The sequence below is a fragment of the Pantoea agglomerans NBRC 102470 genome (genome assembly GCF_001598475.1).
Lineage (GTDB): Bacteria > Pseudomonadota > Gammaproteobacteria > Enterobacterales > Enterobacteriaceae > Pantoea > Pantoea agglomerans.
Window position 1 is genome coordinate 59,497 of record NZ_BCZA01000008.1, and the last position, 19,234, is coordinate 78,730.

At 57.1% G+C, this 19,234-nt stretch carries 17 protein-coding genes; 8 read left to right on the top strand and 9 right to left on the bottom strand.

Annotated elements, in window-relative coordinates; genetic code table 11:
* Nucleotides 1–71 precede the first annotated feature (71 nt).
* Nucleotides 72–1,322: a valine--pyruvate transaminase gene (locus PAG01S_RS16660; protein ID WP_033773199.1), complete on the top strand. Its 1,251-nt coding sequence runs from the start codon at nucleotides 72–74 to the stop codon at nucleotides 1,320–1,322.
* Here the strand turns inward: PAG01S_RS16660 and PAG01S_RS16665 are convergent.
* On the bottom strand, nucleotides 1,319–2,770 hold the full coding sequence (locus PAG01S_RS16665) for an aminotransferase-like domain-containing protein (protein WP_010258912.1): 1,452 nt from the start codon (nucleotides 2,768–2,770) through the stop codon (nucleotides 1,319–1,321). The genes PAG01S_RS16660 and PAG01S_RS16665 overlap by 4 nt on opposite strands.
* A gap of 167 nt (nucleotides 2,771–2,937) precedes the next feature.
* Here PAG01S_RS16665 and PAG01S_RS16670 point away from each other — a divergent pair, with 167 nt between their 5' ends.
* Genes PAG01S_RS16670 through PAG01S_RS16695 form a run of 6 tightly spaced genes read left to right on the top strand, consistent with a single transcriptional unit; the run spans nucleotide 2,938 to nucleotide 8,660 of the window.
* Nucleotides 2,938–4,404 (top strand): hypothetical protein, encoded by a 1,467-nt coding sequence (locus PAG01S_RS16670; protein WP_050679974.1) that lies wholly within the window; start codon nucleotides 2,938–2,940, stop codon nucleotides 4,402–4,404.
* A 17-nt stretch (nucleotides 4,405–4,421) separates the two neighbouring features.
* Entirely contained in the window at nucleotides 4,422–5,696 is a 1,275-nt protein-coding gene (locus tag PAG01S_RS16675; RefSeq protein WP_010671607.1) for an ATP-grasp domain-containing protein, read from the top strand.
* A complete protein-coding gene (locus tag PAG01S_RS16680) occupies nucleotides 5,684–6,391 on the top strand; it encodes a class II glutamine amidotransferase (protein WP_062759433.1) in 708 nt (235 codons plus the stop codon). The genes PAG01S_RS16675 and PAG01S_RS16680 overlap by 13 nt, the downstream gene beginning before the upstream one ends.
* A 5-nt stretch (nucleotides 6,392–6,396) precedes the next feature.
* Nucleotides 6,397–7,197, top strand: coding sequence for a 2OG-Fe(II)-dependent halogenase WelO5 family protein (locus PAG01S_RS16685; protein ID WP_010671609.1), 801 nt, complete (start codon nucleotides 6,397–6,399; stop codon nucleotides 7,195–7,197).
* Nucleotides 7,198–7,226: 29 nt separating this feature from the next.
* Nucleotides 7,227–7,727, top strand: a complete 501-nt coding sequence (locus tag PAG01S_RS16690; protein ID WP_010671610.1) for a YbaK/EbsC family protein — start codon at nucleotides 7,227–7,229, stop codon at nucleotides 7,725–7,727.
* Between the two features lie 21 nt (nucleotides 7,728–7,748).
* Entirely contained in the window at nucleotides 7,749–8,660 is a 912-nt protein-coding gene (locus PAG01S_RS16695; RefSeq protein ID WP_062759434.1) for an EamA family transporter, read from the top strand.
* Nucleotides 8,661–8,722: 62 nt separating this feature from the next.
* Here the strand turns inward: PAG01S_RS16695 and ibpA are convergent, their stop codons facing one another.
* A complete protein-coding gene (gene ibpA / locus PAG01S_RS16700) occupies nucleotides 8,723–9,139 on the bottom strand; it encodes a small heat shock chaperone IbpA (RefSeq protein WP_010258920.1) in 417 nt (138 codons plus the stop codon).
* 290 nt (nucleotides 9,140–9,429) lie between these two features.
* Here ibpA and PAG01S_RS16705 point away from each other — a divergent pair, with 290 nt between their 5' ends.
* The gene (locus PAG01S_RS16705; protein WP_223564587.1) at nucleotides 9,430–9,798 is read left to right on the top strand and encodes a YceK/YidQ family lipoprotein; all 369 of its coding nucleotides are present in this window, start codon (nucleotides 9,430–9,432) and stop codon (nucleotides 9,796–9,798) included.
* Here the strand turns inward: PAG01S_RS16705 and PAG01S_RS16710 are convergent.
* The 7 genes from PAG01S_RS16710 to dnaA all read right to left on the bottom strand — a co-directional run bounded on the left by PAG01S_RS16710 (nucleotide 9,773) and on the right by dnaA (nucleotide 18,979).
* The gene (locus tag PAG01S_RS16710; RefSeq protein WP_062759458.1) at nucleotides 9,773–11,032 is read right to left on the bottom strand and encodes a YidR family protein; all 1,260 of its coding nucleotides are present in this window, start codon (nucleotides 11,030–11,032) and stop codon (nucleotides 9,773–9,775) included. The genes PAG01S_RS16705 and PAG01S_RS16710 overlap by 26 nt on opposite strands.
* A 115-nt stretch (nucleotides 11,033–11,147) precedes the next feature.
* Nucleotides 11,148–11,957: a sugar-phosphatase gene (gene yidA, locus PAG01S_RS16715; RefSeq protein ID WP_010258924.1), complete on the bottom strand. Its 810-nt coding sequence runs from the start codon at nucleotides 11,955–11,957 to the stop codon at nucleotides 11,148–11,150.
* 99 nt (nucleotides 11,958–12,056) lie between these two features.
* Entirely contained in the window at nucleotides 12,057–12,536 is a 480-nt protein-coding gene (locus PAG01S_RS16720; RefSeq protein ID WP_033773207.1) for a NanQ anomerase/TabA/YiaL family protein, read from the bottom strand.
* Between the two features lie 192 nt (nucleotides 12,537–12,728).
* The gene (gene gyrB / locus PAG01S_RS16725; protein WP_061703511.1) at nucleotides 12,729–15,137 is read right to left on the bottom strand and encodes a DNA topoisomerase (ATP-hydrolyzing) subunit B; all 2,409 of its coding nucleotides are present in this window, start codon (nucleotides 15,135–15,137) and stop codon (nucleotides 12,729–12,731) included.
* 18 nt (nucleotides 15,138–15,155) lie between these two features.
* Nucleotides 15,156–16,241, bottom strand: a complete 1,086-nt coding sequence (gene recF / locus PAG01S_RS16730) for a DNA replication/repair protein RecF (protein ID WP_010258927.1) — start codon at nucleotides 16,239–16,241, stop codon at nucleotides 15,156–15,158.
* Between the two features lie 217 nt (nucleotides 16,242–16,458).
* On the bottom strand, nucleotides 16,459–17,559 hold the full coding sequence (dnaN, locus tag PAG01S_RS16735) for a DNA polymerase III subunit beta (protein WP_010258930.1): 1,101 nt from the start codon (nucleotides 17,557–17,559) through the stop codon (nucleotides 16,459–16,461).
* Between the two features lie 4 nt (nucleotides 17,560–17,563).
* On the bottom strand, nucleotides 17,564–18,979 hold the full coding sequence (gene dnaA / locus PAG01S_RS16740) for a chromosomal replication initiator protein DnaA (RefSeq protein ID WP_010671615.1): 1,416 nt from the start codon (nucleotides 18,977–18,979) through the stop codon (nucleotides 17,564–17,566).
* Between the last annotated feature and the right edge of the window lie 255 nt (nucleotides 18,980–19,234).

The window sequence follows — 19,234 nt, forward strand, 5'->3', positions numbered from 1 at the left end:
TTTCCATTGCGCCCGCCCATGGCGGGCGTTATGGTGGACCCCCGATTCGCTATCACAAATATTTAACCGCTATGTCTTTTTCTCAGTTCGGCGACAAATTTACCCAACATTCCGGCATCTCACGTCTGATGGAAGATATGGGCGCGGGCCTGCGAACGCCCGGCACCATCATGCTGGGCGGCGGTAATCCGGCGCAGATCCCGGCCATGAACGACTACTTTCAGCAACTGCTGCAGCAGATGCATGAGGAAGGCAAACTCAGCGAGGCGCTGTGCAATTACGACGGCCCGCGCGGAAAAGCGACGCTGCTGGCGTCGCTGGCCGGGCTGCTGAGCGATGAGCTTGGCTGGCCCATCACCGCACAGAACATTGCGCTGACTAACGGCAGCCAGAGCGCCTTCTTCTATCTGTTCAATCTGTTCGCCGGTCGTCGGGCCGATGGCAGCAAAAAGCGGGTGCTGTTCCCGCTGGCGCCTGAGTATCTGGGTTATGCGGATGCCGGCCTGGAAGAGGGGCTGTTTGTGTCGGCGAAGCCGAACATTGAGCTGCTGCCGGAAGGTCAGTTTAAATATCATGTCGATTTTGAGCATCTGCCGATGAACGAAGAGGTCGGGCTGATCTGCGTATCGCGCCCGACCAACCCTACCGGCAACGTGATCACCGATGATGAGCTGATGCAGCTCGATGCGCTGGCGCAGCAGCATGATGTGCCGCTGCTGATCGACAATGCCTATGGCGTGCCGTTCCCCGGCATCATTTTCAGCGAGGTGCGCCCGCTGTGGAACCCCAACATCATTCTCTGCATGAGTCTGTCGAAGCTCGGCCTGCCGGGTGCGCGTTGCGGCATCATTATCGCTGACGAGAAGACCATCACCGCGCTGAGCAATATGAACGGCATCATCAGTCTGGCGCCCGGCAGTATCGGTCCGGCCATTGCCAATGAGATGATCCGTCGCGGCGATCTGTTACGGCTCTCCGAAGAGGTGATTAAGCCGTTCTATCAGCAGAAGGTGCAGCAGACCATTGCGATCCTGCGGCGCTATCTGCCGGAAGACCGCTGCCTGATCCACAAGCCGGAAGGGGCGATTTTCCTCTGGCTCTGGTTCCGCGATCTGCCGATCACCACCGAATTGCTTTATCAGCGGCTGAAAGCGCGCGGCGTGTTGATGGTGCCGGGCCACTTCTTCTTCCCGGGACTGGAACAGGCGTGGCCGCACACCCATCAATGTATGCGGATGAATTACGTGCCGGATGCAGAGAACATTGAGCGGGCGGTGCAGATTCTGGCGGAAGAGGTTGAGAACGCCTGGCGCGACAGCTAATCCTGCGTATCGGTTAACGACAGCTGGCACCACTGTGCCAGCTGCTGAATCGCCTGTTCCACCTCTGCATTCCAGCCAAAACCGGCATTCAGCCGGAAACAGTGATCGTAGCGCTGGTCGGTGGCAAAAATGTGGCCCGGCGCAATGCCGATGCCCGCGTTGCGCGCTTTCAGAAACAGCTCGCGCACGTTCAGCGCCTGTCGGGGCATCTCAACCCACAGCACATAGCCTCCTTCCGGATCGGACACCCGGGTTCCCGCCGGAAATTCCCGTAACACCGACTGACGCATTTCACGGATTTGTCGTGCCAGCTCACGCCGCAGCTTACGCAGATGAGCATCATAGCCGCCGCTGCGCAGCAGTTCCGCCACCGCCGCCTGCGACAGCACCGAGGTGCCCATGGTTGAGGTATATTTCAGTGAGGCGATTTTGCGCATGTAGTTGACGCTGTGAACCCAGCCGATACGAATGCCTGGCGCCACGGTTTTAGAGAAGCCGCTGCAGAGAATGGCGTTGGGGCTGAAGGCGCGCATCGGGAAAGGGCGGCGTTCACCAAAGGCAGTATCGCCAAAAATATCATCCTCAATGATCACCACGTCGTTTTCATCCGCCTGCCGCGCAATATAGGCCTTATGCTCGTTGGGAATGCTTTTTCCCAGCGGATTGTTGACGTTGCACAGAGTGAGAAAGACCCGCACCGCCTTGCGCTGAAACAGCCCGGTGAGCTTCGCGACATCGACATACCCTTCCGGCCCGGCTTCCACTTCAATCACCCGTAAATTGAGGTTATGCAGCATCTGCAGCAGCACGAAATAGCAGGGTGATTCCACGGCGACCACATCGCCCGGCTGGGTCGTGGCGCGCAGCGACAGCGAGATCGCCTCAATGCAGCCGTTGGTGATCAGAATATCGTCAGCGCTGATATTGCAGCCGTAACCCACTGCCCGGCGGGCAATCTCTGTTTTCAGCGGCGCATAGCCGGTGCCCTTCACCGTATTCCCGAGCAGGGCCGGTTTGCTGTAGCCCATCTGACGCATCAGCAGGCCGATGCGCTTGACCGGATAGAGCGCACTGTCGCCGTTGGCCAGATCGAGACGCACCCGGCAGTCTGAGCCAAGCATCGCCAGATGGAGTTCTGTCTGCTCATCAAGCGGCGCGATGGCGCGCGGCTGTTCACTGACGGCGGGCAGCTGACGGGAAGAGGGCCGCTGCGGGGCAACAAAAAAGCCCGATTTGGGGCGGGCAACGGCGTAGCGCTCATCTTCCAGCGTGCGCAGTGTCTTCAGGGCGGTGGTAAGGCTGACATTGTACTGCGTCGCCAGCGTGCGCACCGACGGCAGACGGCTGTCAGGTGCCAGCGAACCGGCATGAATGGCCTGCTTGATCTGTTCTGCGATCTGGCGGTAACGACTGCTCTGACTCTCCTGTTCCCCGATAATATCGGCCATCTGTTCCACCCCATATCGCGCTGATCTGTGCATATTCAACAGAGTACATTCAAAGTACTTTAGGCTGCATCTCTTAATTATTCATAACGCTAAACGGCCCGGCGACCCCGTCAGCCCCGGGCTTCAGACCATAAAGTGATTCTTTTCACCTGAGGAAAACGTGAGAAATGAATAATCTGCCCGCCATGATGAAGGAGATGGAAGCGTATCTGTCACCCGCCATCATTGAGTCCGCTCAACGCTGCTCTCTTCGCCTGCTGGCAGCGTTGCCGGATCAGCAGCAGCTGGAGAATAACCGTGTGCTGCTCGCCTATGGCGGAGGAAAAGATAGCAGCTACATGGTGGCTTACGTGCGTTACATTCAGGGACTGATCTGGCAGCAGCAGGGCAGCACCTTTCATCTGCGGATCAGCACCAATCGCCATGCGGCGATGAATCAGAGCGTAATGGAGAATATCCACCGCGTTTATCAGTCGCTGGCGATGCATGACGATGAGCGGGTGGAGTGTCTGGTCGTGGATGGCCTGCTGATCCGGCCGTTTGACCGCGACCTGCCGATGCCGGAGAGCGTGCGGCAGCAGAACCGCAATGACGTGCTGATGAATGGCCACCGGTTTCGCGCCGACGCGCGCTCGACCTTCTGCAACGCCTGTAATCTCAGCATGGTGAACTCCTTTGGCCTGGCGGCAGACTACAACGGTGGCGTGGATCTGATTGTTACCGGCGACTCGCCACAGGAGCAGGCCGCCTATGTCGCCTGGGCGCGGCACCTCTCACGGCTGTTTGATGCGCCAGTGGCGGACAAAACCCGGGGCTTCAGCGGGTTTCTGCAGACGCTGGATGGCGTGGCAGAGCGCTACTTCAGCGATGTTTATGGCGCCGAGCAGCTGACGCCTGCGCACCGCATCACCCACCAGCTGGCGCGCAATCCACTGTTCTTCAACATCTATCAGGACACCGCCTATGAAGCGGGCGCGCACTGGGCACTGCTCAGCGAATTTATGCGCTTCCGTTTTGATGCGCTGATGTTCAGCTTCTCCGAATCCGACTGCGGTAATCCGACGCTGATGGCACACCTGCGCGGATTGCGGGCAGAAACGCTGCTGCAGCGCCACTATGCCGAAGGGATCCGCGAATATGTGCGCTTTGCGCTGGGACTGATGGTGAAGAAAGATTTTCCGCCCGCGCTAATCGATGAGATGGCGGCACGCTATCAGGATGACGCTGCGATCCAGCGGCAGCGGCAGCGCGCGGCGGACTTCGCCATACAGGCGTTTGACCTCAGCGAAGATCAGCTGATCTGCATGATCTACTCCCCGTTCCTGGCGCAGGGAGAGCAGCTCGGACACTGGCTGATGCAGCAGCAGATTACGCTGGATGAGGCGGCCATCCGCGATCTGCTTGAGCAACGCAGTGAAGATCGCGCGCTGGCACAGCAGTTAACCCGGCTCTCCGGCATGACGCTGACGCAGATGCGGCACTGCTGGCAGAGCAAGCCGGTCAGTTCGCTGCTGGAGGGCAAAAGCGCCGATCCGCTATCGCGCGTGCTGCGTTTTGATCCCCACAAAGCGGTGATTCAGGTCAATAACGGTGTGCTCAATGACATCGTGACAGAAATCATTTCCGGGCGATAACCCGGTAAGGCGAGGCGATGAAAAAGATTTTTCTGCAAATTGGCGCCACCCGCGACGGGCAAAATCCTTACTGCGCGGTGGCGAAGCGCGACGGCTATTTTACCGTGCTGGCTGAAATGGGTGATTTCGTCGATTACCAGTCGTTAAGCCTGGCTCTGCCATTTGATCTGATCATTCGCCTCGATCGACCCGAGAATCCCTGGGAGGTGATGCAGGCCTATCTGCACGCCGGTTTACTGGCGCATCCGCTGGTGGTGCTGGCGGGCTTTGAAGCCTACAACGCCAGCGCCGGACGACTGCGCGAGATGCTGGCTGGGCCGGATGCGCCCGCCGCCTTTATTCCGCTGGATAAATATGCGCAGCGCATGGCGCTAAAAAAAGCCTGGCCGCGCTTCCCGCAGCCGGAGTTCCGCTTTTTCGCCTCGCCGCTCAGCATTCTGGATGCCGGACAGGCGCTGATCTATCCCTGCGTCGTGAAGCCGGTGGATGGCGGCGGCGGCCTGGGTATCTGGCTGATTGAGCATGCCGATCAGCTGCATAGCGTAGTGAAACAGCTGGTGCAGACCATGAACTACGGCGGACGCGGCTTCAGCGGCTTTATTGTGGAAAGCGCGCTGATCGGCGATGAGTTTTCATTACAGGGCGTAGTGCATCAGGGACATCCCCAGGCGCTGACCTGCTGCCAGAAGGTGATTGAGCAGCACCGGGATGCTGAGGGCTGCGTCAGCTTTTATGAGTCGGGGCATGTGGCGATGGCGGCAGCGGCCCTGCCGGTCTCGTTCAGCAGCCTGATGACCTTCTGTTGCGAAACCTTTGGCTATCGTCAGGGTGCATTTCATATCGATTTTATTGTGGTCAACGGCGTGCCGCATTTCCTGGAGATGGGGTTCCGGCTCTCCGGCATGGGCGTGGCGACGCTGGTGCAGGAGGCGACTGGCATCAACTGGGCGGAAGTCACCTTCCGGTTAGAAGCGGGCGGCGCGTTACCTGTCTTTGCCTTCACCACACCCGGTGCGGTCGGCCAGCTGCGGTTGCGGCAACCGGCGCAGCTGCAGGCTGCCGAACGCTGGATCGATCAGCATCAGCAGGGCGCGTTGTTACCGCCACTCAGATTGCCTGCGTTACAGGTTTCGTCACGCTCATCGCTCTATGCCGACCTGACGCGTCACGCGGGCATTCTGGCCACTTTCAGCCTGACGGCCACAGCGCGTGAGCCGATTATGACCACTTTTCAGCAGGTGATTGCCGCGCAGCCGGTGGCGGCCGGGAGAGATAAAGTATGTGCAGGATGATTCTGGCGCATGGCCGGTTCGACAGCGCAGAGATTCTGGAGGCGGCGCGCGCCATGAGCTGCGGTGAAAGCGCCGAACACGATGGCCCGATCAAATCACACCCTAACGGCTGGGGCTGTCTGTGGTTCGAAGAGGGTGAGATTCGTACCCTGCACGGCACCGGCGCGTTCGCAGAAGCGCTGCCCGGTATCGATGTGGATCGGCTGCGCAGCCGGTTTCTGGCGGTGCATGTGCGGCACGCCACGCTGAGTAAAAATCAGGGACTGGCGTTTTCTCATCCGCTGTGGCGCAACAGCGCCGGACATCAGTGGTACATGATGCATAACGGCTTTCTGCCGACGATTTACCGCCAGCTCGGTCTGGCCGAATCGCGCTTCGATTCAGAAGAGTATCTGCGTTATCTGGTGGATCAGACCACGCCTGCCGATTTCACCCGCGACTATCTGCGCGCAAAGATGGCGCAGGTAGAGCCGGGCGGCAGCGCAGGGAATGCCATTTTCGTCACCCGTGACAAAGCCTGGGCGTGGCAGTGGTATCCGCACGACACGCCCTGGCCCGACTATTTTACGATGCATTTTCAGCAACAGGATGGTTGCACGCTGATCGCCTCTGAACCCGTGGCAATACCAGGCAGCGCTGGCAACTGGCGGCGAATGAACAATCATGAACTCTATGAAATACCGTTTAGGGAGTGATAAACATGGCAATTTTCAATCAGTTCCGCGTGATTAATCCCAACATGTTTGTGGAATCGACCTGGCTGGATGACATCGTTACCGCACGGGTGCCGCTGCTGGTGTTGCGTAATTTCCTGACGCCAGAGGTGCGGGAAGCGGTGGTGACCGACCTGCAGAGCTGCCGGGAAAAGATCCGTGTCTCCCACTATCCCAATGGCGCGCTGACCACGCTCGGCCCCTATCTGGCGCGTCATACTGCGGCTCCCGATAACTATTTTACCGAGCTGCGCGATATCCAGCCGGCGTTGCCGCCCTCACTGAATACGCTGCGCGAACAGATTTACCGCTGGGTTCAGCATGCGCTGCGGCTGGAAAGTTTACGCATCGCCCACGAACCGGGTTGTGGAGACTATGCCGGTTCTATCGTGCGCTTTCATGCCAATGGCGTCGCGAACCCGCTGCATAACGACAATATCGTGCGCGACGCCGCAGAGACTTCGCTAGTGGTGACGCAAATCCTGCATCAGCTCAGCTGCGTGGTCTGCCTGCAGGAGTGCAACGCGGGCGGAGCACTGCGTATCTACAACAAAAAGTGGTCGCCGGAGGATGAGCAGTTCAAAACCGCCGGGGAGCTGGGTTATCGCAGTGGGGTGATCGAAAACAGTGAGATCTGCGAATTTTCACCACGCAGTGGCGATATCTATCTGTTTAATCCTGCGTTTTATCATGAGATCGATCGGGTCGAAGGCGATACCCGTATCACCATGGGTTTCTTTTTCGGGCTGACCGATAAAAAAATGAAACACGCTATCGCCTGGAGCTAAGCCGGGCTGTGCCAGAACAGGAGAAGGGAATGACGACGTTTGAAAAAATTACTGCGCTGCTGGATCAGCAGCAGGCCAGCTACCGCGTGGTGGAACATGAGGCGATAGGGCAGACCGAACAGATCAGCCAGATACGCGGTAACCTGCTGGGTCAGGCGGCCAAAGCGATGGTGCTGGAGGTCAGCATGCCGGACGGTGCGCCATCGCGTCAGCTGCTGGCGATAGTGCCGGGCGACTGCCGGATCAATTTCAAAAGTGCGGCGCGCGCCATCGGCGGCAAAAAATCCTCTTTCGCCGCTCCGGAGCTGGCGCAGGCGCTGACGGGCTGTGTGATGGGCGCGGTACCGCCGTTTAGTTTTGATGACCGGCTGGCGCTGCGGGTGGATACCCGACTGCAACAGGTCGGAACGTTATGGTTTAACGCGGGCGAACTGGATAAGTCGATCGCGCTGGCTGCAGATGATTATTTTCGCATCGTGGGTGAAGGCTGCTGTGCCGATATCGCGACCCCGATTGCGGTCACCGCCTGACGGCAGGACAAGGAGTTTCTGATGTCGGTAAAAGATATGCTGTTAGCGCTGTGCGTGGTGGTGGCGTGGGGCGTCAATTTTGTGGTGATCAAGCTGGGGCTGCAGGGTATGCCGCCTTTTTTGCTCGCCGGGCTGCGTTTTACCCTGGTCGCCTTTCCCGCCATTTTCTTTGTGCGTCGCCCGCCGATTCCGCTGCGCTGGCTGGTGGTGTATGGCATGACCATCAGTTTTGGTCAGTTCGCCTTTCTGTTCCTGGCGATCAAGCTCGGCATGCCTGCCGGTCTGGCCTCGCTGGTGCTGCAGGCGCAGGCATTCTTTACCCTGTTGCTGGGCGCGCTGTTGCTGGCGGAGAAGCTGCACTGGAATCATATCGTCGGGATTATCATCGCTACGCTGGGGATGTTTTTGCTGGCAACGGCAGGCATGGAAGGGCAGACCAGCGCCGGTATCACGCTGACCACCATGGTGCTGACGCTGTCGGCGGCGCTCTCATGGGGACTGGGTAATATCACCAATAAGATTATTATGCGGAACCGCAGCGTGCCGATCATGTCACTGGTGGTCTGGAGTGCGCTGGTGCCGATCGTTCCTTTCTTTGCCTGTTCGCTGCTGTTTGATGGTCAGGCCGCCATCGTTAACAGCCTGCTGCATATCGGCCTGCAGACCGTGCTGGCGCTGTTCTATCTGGCATTTGTCGCCACCATTGTGGGTTACGCCATCTGGGGGAATCTGCTGAGTCGCTACGAAACCTGGCGCGTCGCGCCGCTGTCGCTGCTGGTGCCGGTGGTGGGGATTATTACCGCCGCGCTGGTGCTGGATGAGCATCTCTCCGGGCAGCAGATGCTGGGTGCGGTGGTGATTATTCTGGGGTTACTGGTCAATGTGTTTGGTGGCGTGCTGGGTCAGCGTTTAGCGATGCGAACGCAGCCGTAAGGACAAGTCCGCCTTCAGATATAAGGGCAAAAAAAACGCCGCTAACGCGGCGTTTGTCATGGTTACTTCAGAATCTCAATACGGCGTGGTTTCGCCTCTTCCGGCACCAGACGTTCAAGATCGATGCTCAGCAGACCATTCTCGAGACGGGCATCGCGCACCACAATGTGGTCGGCGAGCTGGAATTTACGCTCGAAGTTACGCTCGGCGATACCCTGATACAGGTATTTACGCTCGGTCTGCTCTTCAGGATGGGCACCCCGCACGATCAGCACGTTATCGTGCGCCGTGATATCCAGTTCGCTCTGAGCAAAACCGGCCACCGCAATAGTAATGCGATAGTGATTTTCATCGACCAGTTCAACGTTATAGGGAGGATAGCCGCCATTGCTCTGATTCTGATTAGATTCGAGCAGGTTAAACAGGCGATCAAAACCGATAGCAGAGCGATAAAGTGGGGTGAGATCAAAATTACGCATATTAAGACTCCTGAATTTCAGCAAGTTTTGGCAACCTTCCACTGCTGGACAGGCTGGATACGGCACCCCACTGTCCCTTGCGGCAACGGTGAGTGCGTCCGTAAACTAAAAATGGGTGCCACAAGACCATTTTCAAGAGGGCGAAATGCAATTTTTTTCGCCAAATTGTGGAAATGGCATACACTCAGGACTACTTTTGCCAGACCCAGACGGACTTCGCCCCAGAGTGTTGACGTTGTCTGGCAAGCAAACTCAGCCAGGCTTATGCCATGACTGAAGGGATGATGATGATGAAATTGATGAAGACCTTACCTCTGGCTGGAGTGGTGTGCTGCGCAATGGCAACAACCGGCTGTTCCAGCGTGATGTCTCACACAGGTGCGAGTCAGGGCTACTATCCAGGCACCCGTGCCAGCGCTGATATGCTGTCCGATGGTGATACCAGCTGGGCATTGAAGCCGCTGGCGTTAATCGATCTTCCTTTCTCTGCCGTGCTGGATACGCTGCTGCTGCCGTGGGACTACTACCGCAGCGACAAAGATAAATCTCTCGACTCTCCACGTGAACGCATCCTGCAGAGCGAAAGGCTGGCGCATACGCAGGAAAGCCTGGCGCAGGCGCAGCCTATGCCCCCTATGCGGTCACTGCCGCAACCGTAAAGAGTTGCCGCCAGCCATTCACCTCACGCATATAAGCAATCTGTGTACCATCCGGTGACCAGACCACCGCGTCACCTGATGGCGCCTCTTCTGTTCTGCGGGTCAGACGCTGACATGCGCCGCTCTCAACGTCACATCGCATCACGCTGTTATCGCAGATAAAAGCGATCGCCTGGCCGTCAGGATGCCAGCTAAAGGCGGACTGAATGCTGTGGCTGAGTCGGGTGATCTGACGTGGTTCGCCGCCGTTGGGGGAGACCGTCCAGAGCTGGATCACCTCTGCGGCATCCGCCATCAGAAACGCTATCTGGCTGCCATCCGGTGCGGCGCGCAGCCAGTGGCGAGGTTGCAGAGCCACACCACGGCTGTGCGTCAGGCGACGCTGCTGCACGCCAGCCGGTGGCGCAGGTAACTGCTGGCTGCTGCCCTCCAGCGGCATCTCTCCGGCGCGGGCGTAATCCTCCAGCGCATCAGGCAGATCAACAATAAAAACTTCAGGCCTTTTTTCGCCCTGCGCCGTCAGCGTGTCGCCAATAAAGGCGATCGCCCAGCGCTGCCAGCTGCCGTCCGGCTTCTGGTAGCCACGCTCACCGACCCAGCACTCCTCACAGGCACGATTAATCTGGTCACTGCCTGGCAGCGGTTCCGCATGCGTCTGGCTTACCAGCAGGCAAAAAAAGGTGCCGTCATATTCGCGCGGATGCTGCTTTTCAGGCGTTACCGCGCAAAGGGGCACCGCGATGCCGACGTTGCGCAGATCGAGCCGGCTATCCAGTTCGTGCATCACGTGGTCATTGTAGGTAAAGCTCAGGCGAGAACCATCGGGACTGAAGACATGTACATGCGAGCCGCCACGCAGCGCGCCAGGGGTAAACGGCGGCGTGATATCGCAGGCATCCAGATTCACCGCTGCACCGTTCTGAACGATCACCCCGCGCCGGTGGTGGAAGTCATACTGCCAGCTGGCATCGGGATGTTCCGGGCCATGAATGCAGACGTAGCGCGGTGGCAGATCGGGACTGACCGTGACGACGCCGACGTGAGCACCATGCCGGGCCTGATAGAGCACCTCCACCTCACCGGTCATCACATTGACCCGCTCAATGGTCTGGCTGGTAAACGACGCGCCCGATGGACGAACGTCAAACGCCAGCCACTGGCTGTCGGCAGTCCAGACATTAATATTGGTGAGCTGATGCTGACGGGCAGCAAAGGTGATCTGTTTTTCTGACATGATGAAACCCACGGAGAAAGAGTTGCCCGACAAATTACGCGATTCTGTTTTGCGGTGCAGCATTTTTGCCGGGTTAGGGGATCCGGGCCGAAGCGGCCCGGCAGAGAACAGGCCGTTACAGCACTAACTCTTCGATGGCATGCGCGACGCCATCTTCCATATTGGTTTTGGTGATGAACTGAGCAATTTTCTTAACAGAGTCAATGGCATTCCCCATTGCGACACCCGTTCCTGCGTATTCGATCATCGCCAGGTCATTCTCCTGATCGCCAATCGCCATTACTTCTTCCTGCTTCAGGCCGAGCTTCTCAGCCAGCATTTTGACGCCCTGGCCTTTATTCACCCGACGATCGAGGATTTCGAGGTAATAAGGCGCGCTCTTCAGGATGGTGTAAGTCTGCTGAGCATGCCCGGGCAGGCGGGCAATCGCTGCGTCGAGCAGAGCGGGCCGGTCGATCATCATCAGTTTCGGGAAGCGCATGGCACGATCCATCTCCTCCACCGCGCGGTAGCGCACCGGAATGCCGGTCAGGCTCGCTTCATGGATGGTGTATTCGCTGATGTCTTTGTTAGGGGTATAGAGATGGGTTTTGTCGAATGCCTGGAAATGTACGCCAAGCTCACGCGCCAGGTTCTCAATGTAGAGGTAGTCGTCAAAGGTCAGCGTCACTTCCGCCACGCACTCACCATCTTCGGCCTGATGAACCAGCGCACCGTTGTTGCTGATCGCGTACTGGCCGGGCGTCTGCATATCCAGTTCCATGAGATAGCGCTGGATACCCACAAACGGCCGGCCGGTGGTCAGAACAATCGACACCCCTTGCTGACGGGCGCGATCCAGGGCGGATTTCACCGCCGGTGTGATCTCATGTTGCGGGTTGAGCAGGGTGCCATCCATGTCGATAGCGATCAATTTAATAGCCATAGAGTCCTCGTAGCGTCTGGGTTTTGTTCAATGCTAGCGCGATTCAGCGCACATTGACCAGTTTCATGGCAGGCGAGAACGGCCAGCTGACCGCCAGCTTCAGGCGGTAAAGAGATCGCGGTGGATTTTAATCACGGCTTTTCGGATTGTTTCGGGTTCGCCAGGGGCGCAGCAGGGGCGATGGATATCGTGCGGGAAAAAGAGCGCGAACATGCCGGGCATCAGCGTAATCACAGACTCATTCAATATCTTCTGATAAAAAACGACGTCTCGCTGCTGGGCAAAATCTTCGGTGATGTGCTGGTCGGGATGGGCGCGGGCCACGCCAATATTTTCGGTGCCTGCCAACAGATACTGAATATCGATGTAGTTGAAGTGGGACTCCGCTTTACGCGCGCTGGCCGGTTCGGTCATCATCTCCTGCACCAGACAGAACATTTTGTTGTCGGGCAGGATCTCATATTTGCCGGTTTCCAGCTGGCTGAAATCTGTGCTGGCAATCCAGCTTATCGCCTGATCGACTACCGGATGAAAGGCGTGACGTTCTCTGTCCCAGTCGTGACGATCGCAAACAATCATGGTGTAACTCCCTGTGTGGAATAGTGCGCGGTAAATGCGCAAAGAGGGGCAAGAGTAAGGGAGCTGACCGGGTTAAAACGTGATCGGGATCGCAGCATACGGGCAGGAAGGCACGCCCTGGCGGGTTTTCCGCCCGGACGGCACAAAAAAAAGGCCATCACCTGGGTGATGGCCTTTCATCGCTGATGACAGTTAAATATCGATATTGGCGGCTTTCAGCGCATTTTCTTCGATGAAGGCGCGGCGCGGTTCAACCGCATCGCCCATCAGGGTAGTGAACAACTGATCAGCGCCAATCGCATCTTTAATGGTAACGCGCAGCATGCGACGGCTGTCTGGATCCATGGTGGTTTCCCACAGCTGCTCCGGGTTCATCTCGCCCAGACCTTTGTAGCGCTGGACCGAGAGGCCGCGACGCGACTCTTTAATCAGCCACTCAATCGCCTGTTCGAAGCTTGCCACTGGCTGACGACGCTCGCCACGCTCGATGTAAGCATCTTCTTCCAGCAGACCACGCAGTTTGCCGCCCAGGGCGCAGATTTTGCGGTACTCAGGACCCTGAATGAAATCAGCATCCAGCGGATAGTCAGTATCTACACCGTGGGTACGGACGCGCAGTACCGGCTCGAACAGGTTTGATTCACGGTTTTCACGCACCTGTGCCAGATAGGTGCTGCCGTGCGCTTCGCGCTCCGTCAGATAGCTCACCAGACCATTCAGCCAGGTTGTAACCTCTGCTTCGCTGGTCAGGTCGCTCAGCGTGTCGTGATAAATCATCGCACGCAGCATGGCCATCGGATAACGGCGCTCCATACGCTTGATCATCTTCTGGGTGCTGTTGAAGTCAGTGACCAGCGTCTCCAGCGGCTCACCGCCCAGCGCCGGCGCGCTGGCATTGGTGTGCAGCGTCGCGCCATCAAGCGCGATAGCGATCTGGTATTGATCCATCGCTTCATCATCTTTGATGTACTGCTCCTGCTTGCCTTTCTTCACTTTATAGAGTGGCGGCTGGGCGATATAAACGTGGCCGCGCTCAATGATTTCAGGCATCTGACGATAGAAGAAGGTCAGCAGCAGGGTACGGATGTGCGAACCATCGACGTCGGCATCGGTCATGATGATGATGCTGTGATAGCGCAGCTTGTCCGGGTTGTACTCGTCGCGACCAATACCGCAGCCCAGCGCGGTGATCAGCGTGGCCACTTCCTGGGAGGCGAGCATCTTGTCGAAACGCGCTTTCTCAACGTTAAGAATCTTACCTTTCAGCGGCAGAATCGCCTGGTTTTTACGGTTACGGCCCTGTTTGGCCGAGCCGCCTGCGGAGTCACCCTCCACCAGGTAGATTTCAGACAGCGCCGGGTCGCGCTCCTGGCAATCCGCCAGTTTGCCTGGCAGACCCGCCAGGTCCAGCGCGCCTTTACGGCGGGTCATTTCACGGGCGCGGCGTGCCGCTTCACGGGCACGGGCAGCGTCGATGATTTTGCCGACTACAATTTTGGCGTCTGAAGGATTTTCCAGCAGGTATTCAGCCAGCAGTTCATTCATCTGCTGCTCAACCGCTGTTTTCACCTCGGAGGAGACCAGTTTATCTTTGGTCTGCGAGGAGAATTTAGGATCCGGCACTTTCACCGAAACCACAGCGATCAGACCTTCACGGGCATCATCACCGGTGGCGCTGACTTTGGCCTTCTTGCTGTAACCCTCTTTTTCCATATAGGCATTCAGGGTACGGGTCATCGCTGAACGGAAACCGGCGAGGTGTGTACCGCCGTCGCGCTGTGGGATGTTGTTGGTAAAGCAGTAGATATTTTCCTGGAAGCCGTCGTTCCACTGCAGCGCCACTTCCACACCAATGCCATCTTTCTCGGTAGAGAAATAGAACACGGTAGGATGAATCGGGGTTTTGTTTTTGTTGAGGTACTCAACAAACGCCCGGATGCCGCCTTCATAGTGGAAGTGATCACTTTTACCATCACGCTTATCATCCAGACGAATCGACACGCCGGAGTTCAGGAATGAGAGTTCACGCAGGCGTTTCGCCAGGATGTCATACTCAAAATCGCGCACGTTGGTAAAGGTTTCGTGGCTTGGCCAGAAACGCACACGGGTCCCGGTAATGTCGGTCTCACCCGTCACCGCCAGTGGTGCCTGCGGTACGCCATGGACGTAAATCTGCTGATGCACTTTGCCTTCGCGACGAATGGTCAGCTCCAGCTTCTGCGACAGGGCGTTAACCACGGAGACGCCCACGCCGTGCAGGCCGCCGGAGACTTTATAGGAGTTATCATCGAACTTACCGCCAGCATGCAGCACGGTCATGATCACTTCAGCGGCAGAAATGCCCTCTTCTTCGTGAATACCGGTAGGAATGCCGCGTCCATCATCCTGCACCGATACGGAGTTATCGGCATGGATGGTGACCACAATGTCACTACAGTGACCAGCGAGCGCTTCGTCGATTGCGTTATCCACGACCTCGAATACCATGTGATGCAGACCGGTACCGTCATCGGTATCGCCGATATACATGCCCGGGCGTTTGCGTACCGCATCAAGTCCTTTCAGGACTTTAATACTTGAGGAGTCATAAGAATTCGACATCAACGTTTCTCGCTCATTTTAATCTTCAGGTTGAACCGCTATTTTACCCTGTTCCACGCGGAACATCTTGCCCTTTTCGTCGGTCATGTCGATTACATGTCCGGCAGAAATTGCGCTGACAAACACCTGAGCCTGAGTGGCTTTTAACCGTTCCGCCAACAGGCGTCGGCGGCTCTCATCCAGCTCAGAAGCAAAGTCATCAATGAGGTAAATACAGCGGCGTCCGCTCTGGCTTGTCAGGAACTCGCCCTGTGCCAGACGCAATGCACACATCAGCAGTTTTAACTGCCCGCGTGAGAGTAAATCTTCTACCGGCGTCCCTTCAGCCCGAATACGAAAATCCGCTTTATGGGGGCCGCTGGCGGTATAGGTCAGTGCGCGATCGCGCTCGAAGTTACGTTCCAGCAGTTCGGCGTAATCGCTCTCTTTGTCCCAGCCACGCTGGAATGAGAAGCGCAGCTCAAATTCCGGCAGAAACTGGCCACAGGTGGCGGTGATTTCCGCTGAAATCGCCGCACTGTATTCCGCCCGCCACTGGCTGATCTGTTCAGCCAGTGGGACCAGCTCCTGATCCCAGGGACGAATCTGGCTGTAACGTGAGACCTGGCGCAGCGCCGCGTTCCGCTGTTTAAGCAGGCGGCGCATGTTGTTCCAGGCGTTAAAAAAGCCGGGGGTGTTATGGAAGCAGCCCCAGTCGACATAGGCTCTGCGATATTTGGGGCCGCCATTCAGCAAACTAAAGCCTTCAGGGGTGATTAACTGCATCGGCAACAGCTGCGCCAGCTCCGCGACCTTGTGACCATCGCTGCCATCAATGCGCACTTTGCTGTCACCGGCACGGTTTTTGGTCAGCCCGACTGAAATTTCCCGCTCTTTGTTTTCCAGACGCCCATGCAGCACAAACGCCGCCTCATCGTGACGAATCACGCGTCCCGCCTGCAGGCTGCGAAACGAACGGCCATGCCCCAGAGTATGAATCGCTTCTAAAACGCTGGTTTTACCACTGCCGTTGGCGCCGACCAGGAAATTAAAGCCGGGTGCCAGCTGCAGGTCAGCCTGCTCAATATTACGAAAATCTTTGATAAGAAGGCGGGTTAAAGCCATGAATCAGTCCAGCGTGAAGGGCAATAAAGTTTTGGGCCTGGCGATCCAGGGCGTCAACGGCAAAGCAGGTTTGCCCGATACCTCAGTCACCAGGCCGTCGGCGTCGCCGCCAGTCTGATTCCGGCCAGCGCGCAGGCCCTGGGAGCATACTGAAGTATGTGACCAGGGGCGAGCACTGCCCGGAATCAGAATGGCAAGTAAGCCAGGCCGATATATTCTACAAGCGCATGGGCATGACGACATAGGCCGCTGCCGGACTCGCCACATCCTCAATCTGCACGCTCGACACTGAATCGGTCAGCAGCAGACGGACGTTTTCGCACTTCAGCGCGTTGAGCACATCCAGCACGTAACTGACGTTGAAGCCAATCTCCAGTTCCGTGCCGTTATAGCTGACATCCAGCATCTCTTCCGCTTCTTCCTGTTCAGGGTTATTGGCGGTGATCTTCAGCTGATTTTCGGTGATATAGAGGCGAACACCGCGGAACTTCTCGTTAGAGAGGATAGCGGCGCGGGCAAAGGCCTGTTTGAGCAGATCGCAGCCCGCTTCCAGCGCTTTGTCGGGATTCTTCGGCAATACGCGACGATAATCGGGGAAACGGCCATCAACCAGCTTAGAGGTAAAGATGTAGTCGCCGACATGCGCACGGATATTGCTGCCGCCAATCTGAACCTGCAGCGGAGTATCGCCGCCATCCAGCAGACGCAGCAGTTCAATCACGCCTTTACGCGGCACAATCACCGAATGACTCGGCAGCGCCTGACCAATCGGCATGGAGCAGACGGCCAGACGGTGACCGTCAGTGGCCACGGTGCGCAGCTCTTCCCCTTCGGTTTCAAACATCATGCCGTTGAGGTAGTAACGCACATCCTGATGCGCCATCGAAAACTGGGTCGCTTCAATCAGCCGTTTCAGCGTTGCCTGCGGCAGGGTAAATTCAACTTCACTCTGCCAGTCGTCAAGATTGGGGAAGTCACTGGCGGGCAGGGTCGACAGCGAAAAACGGCTGCGGCCAGAGCGCACCAGCATGCGATCGCCTTCCAGTGCCAGAGTAATTTCTGCGCCATCCGGCAATCCGCGACAGATATCGAGGAATTTACGCGCCGGAACGGTGGTGGATCCAGGCTCATGTGCCTGAGTCAGCGCCACGCGTGCGACCATCTCCATTTCCAGATCGGTACCGGTCAGCAACAGCGAACCTTCAGTTACCTGCAGCAGCAGGTTTCCAAGGATCGGCAGCGTCGGACGACCACCCAGGGGACCACTTACTTGTTGCAGCGGCTTCAGCAACTGCTCACGTTCAACAATAAATTTCATAGCGTCAGGAAGATAATGTTCTGATGAGATTAGAGAAATCTTCTTTGATATCGTGGCTCTCTTCACGCAGCTGCTCAATCTTGCGGCAGGCATGAAGCACCGTTGTATGGTCGCGACCCCCAAAAGCATCGCCAATTTCTGGCAAGCTATGGTTGGTTAACTCTTTCGCCATCGCCATCGCCATCTGGCGCGGACGTGCCACCGAGCGCGAACGGCGCTTGGAAAGCAGATCCGCCACCTTAATTTTGTAGTACTCAGCCACGGTCTTCTGAATATTATCGATGGTGACCAGCTTTTCCTGCAGCGCCAGCAGATCGCGCAGCGCTTCGCGCACGAAGTCGATGGTAATCGCCCGGCCAGTAAAGTTGGCATTGGCGATCACGCGATTCAGCGCGCCTTCCAGCTCACGCACGTTAGAGCGTAACCGCTTGGCAATAAAGAAGGCGACTTCACCAGGCAGACGGATGTCGTTCTCATCCGCTTTTTTCATCAGGATCGCCACACGCGTTTCCAGCTCAGGCGGCTCGATCGCCACCGTTAAACCCCAGCCGAAACGTGATTTAAGACGATCTTCCACCCCGTTGATCTCTTTTGGATAGCGATCCGAGGTGAGGATGATCTGCTGGTTGCCCTCTAATAAGGCATTAAAGGTGTGGAAGAACTCTTCCTGCGATCGCTCTTTATTAGCAAAGAACTGAATGTCATCGATCAGCAGCGCATCTACCGAACGGTAGTAGCGTTTGAACTCTTCAATCGCATTGTTCTGTAGTGCTTTAACCATGTCCTGCACGAAGCGCTCGGAGTGCATATAAACCACTTTTGCATTGGGTTTTCGGGCAATGATGCCGTTGCCCACCGCATGCAACAGGTGCGTTTTACCGAGACCGGTGCCGCCATACAGAAACAGCGGGTTGTAAGCGCCGCCTGGATTATCCGCCACCTGACGTGCCGCCGCGCGCGCCAGCTGGTTAGATTTACCCTCGACGAAGTTATCGAAGTTATGACGGTTGTTCACATTTGAGCGATAGGTGACGTCGGCCGGAGCCGGGACATTATCCCAGCTGGGACGCATGATCTGCGTCGGGGCCGGACGAATATGGCTCTGTACGGGCATCACGGGCGCGCTGACGCTGGCCATTACAGGCTGGCTGACCGCTGCCGCCTGCTGCTGAACCGGGCGCGTTCCCACTTCAAAACGCAGCGTGGGCACGTTTGGACCGCAGAATTCATTCAGCAGTGCATTGATACTATTAAGGTATTTGTCCCGAACCCAGTCGAGTACGAAGCGATTTGGAGCATACAAGGCAAGCGTATTGTCGTTTAACTCAGCCTGCAGTGGACGGATCCACATGCTGAATTCGGTGGCAGGAAGCTCATCCTGCAAACGGGCAAGACACTGTTGCCAAAGCGTAAGTGACACGGCGGACTCCACTCGTACAAATTCGAAAAGAATAGTAGGCGTTACTCTAAGAAACGTTCATTTTTGACACAGACGCTAAGAAAGCGCCTGCGACCGCTATCAGCGGTTTTCCGTCCTGCAATCACCGGAGGATCGTCAGCGGAAGGGCGGATCATAGCGCAAAGCGAGGCAGAGATCTTCCCTTTCTACACAGTTTTGATCCTTTTTATCCACAGGCCAGAGGCGCGCAAAGAAGTTTACGCCAGTTGCGGGAAA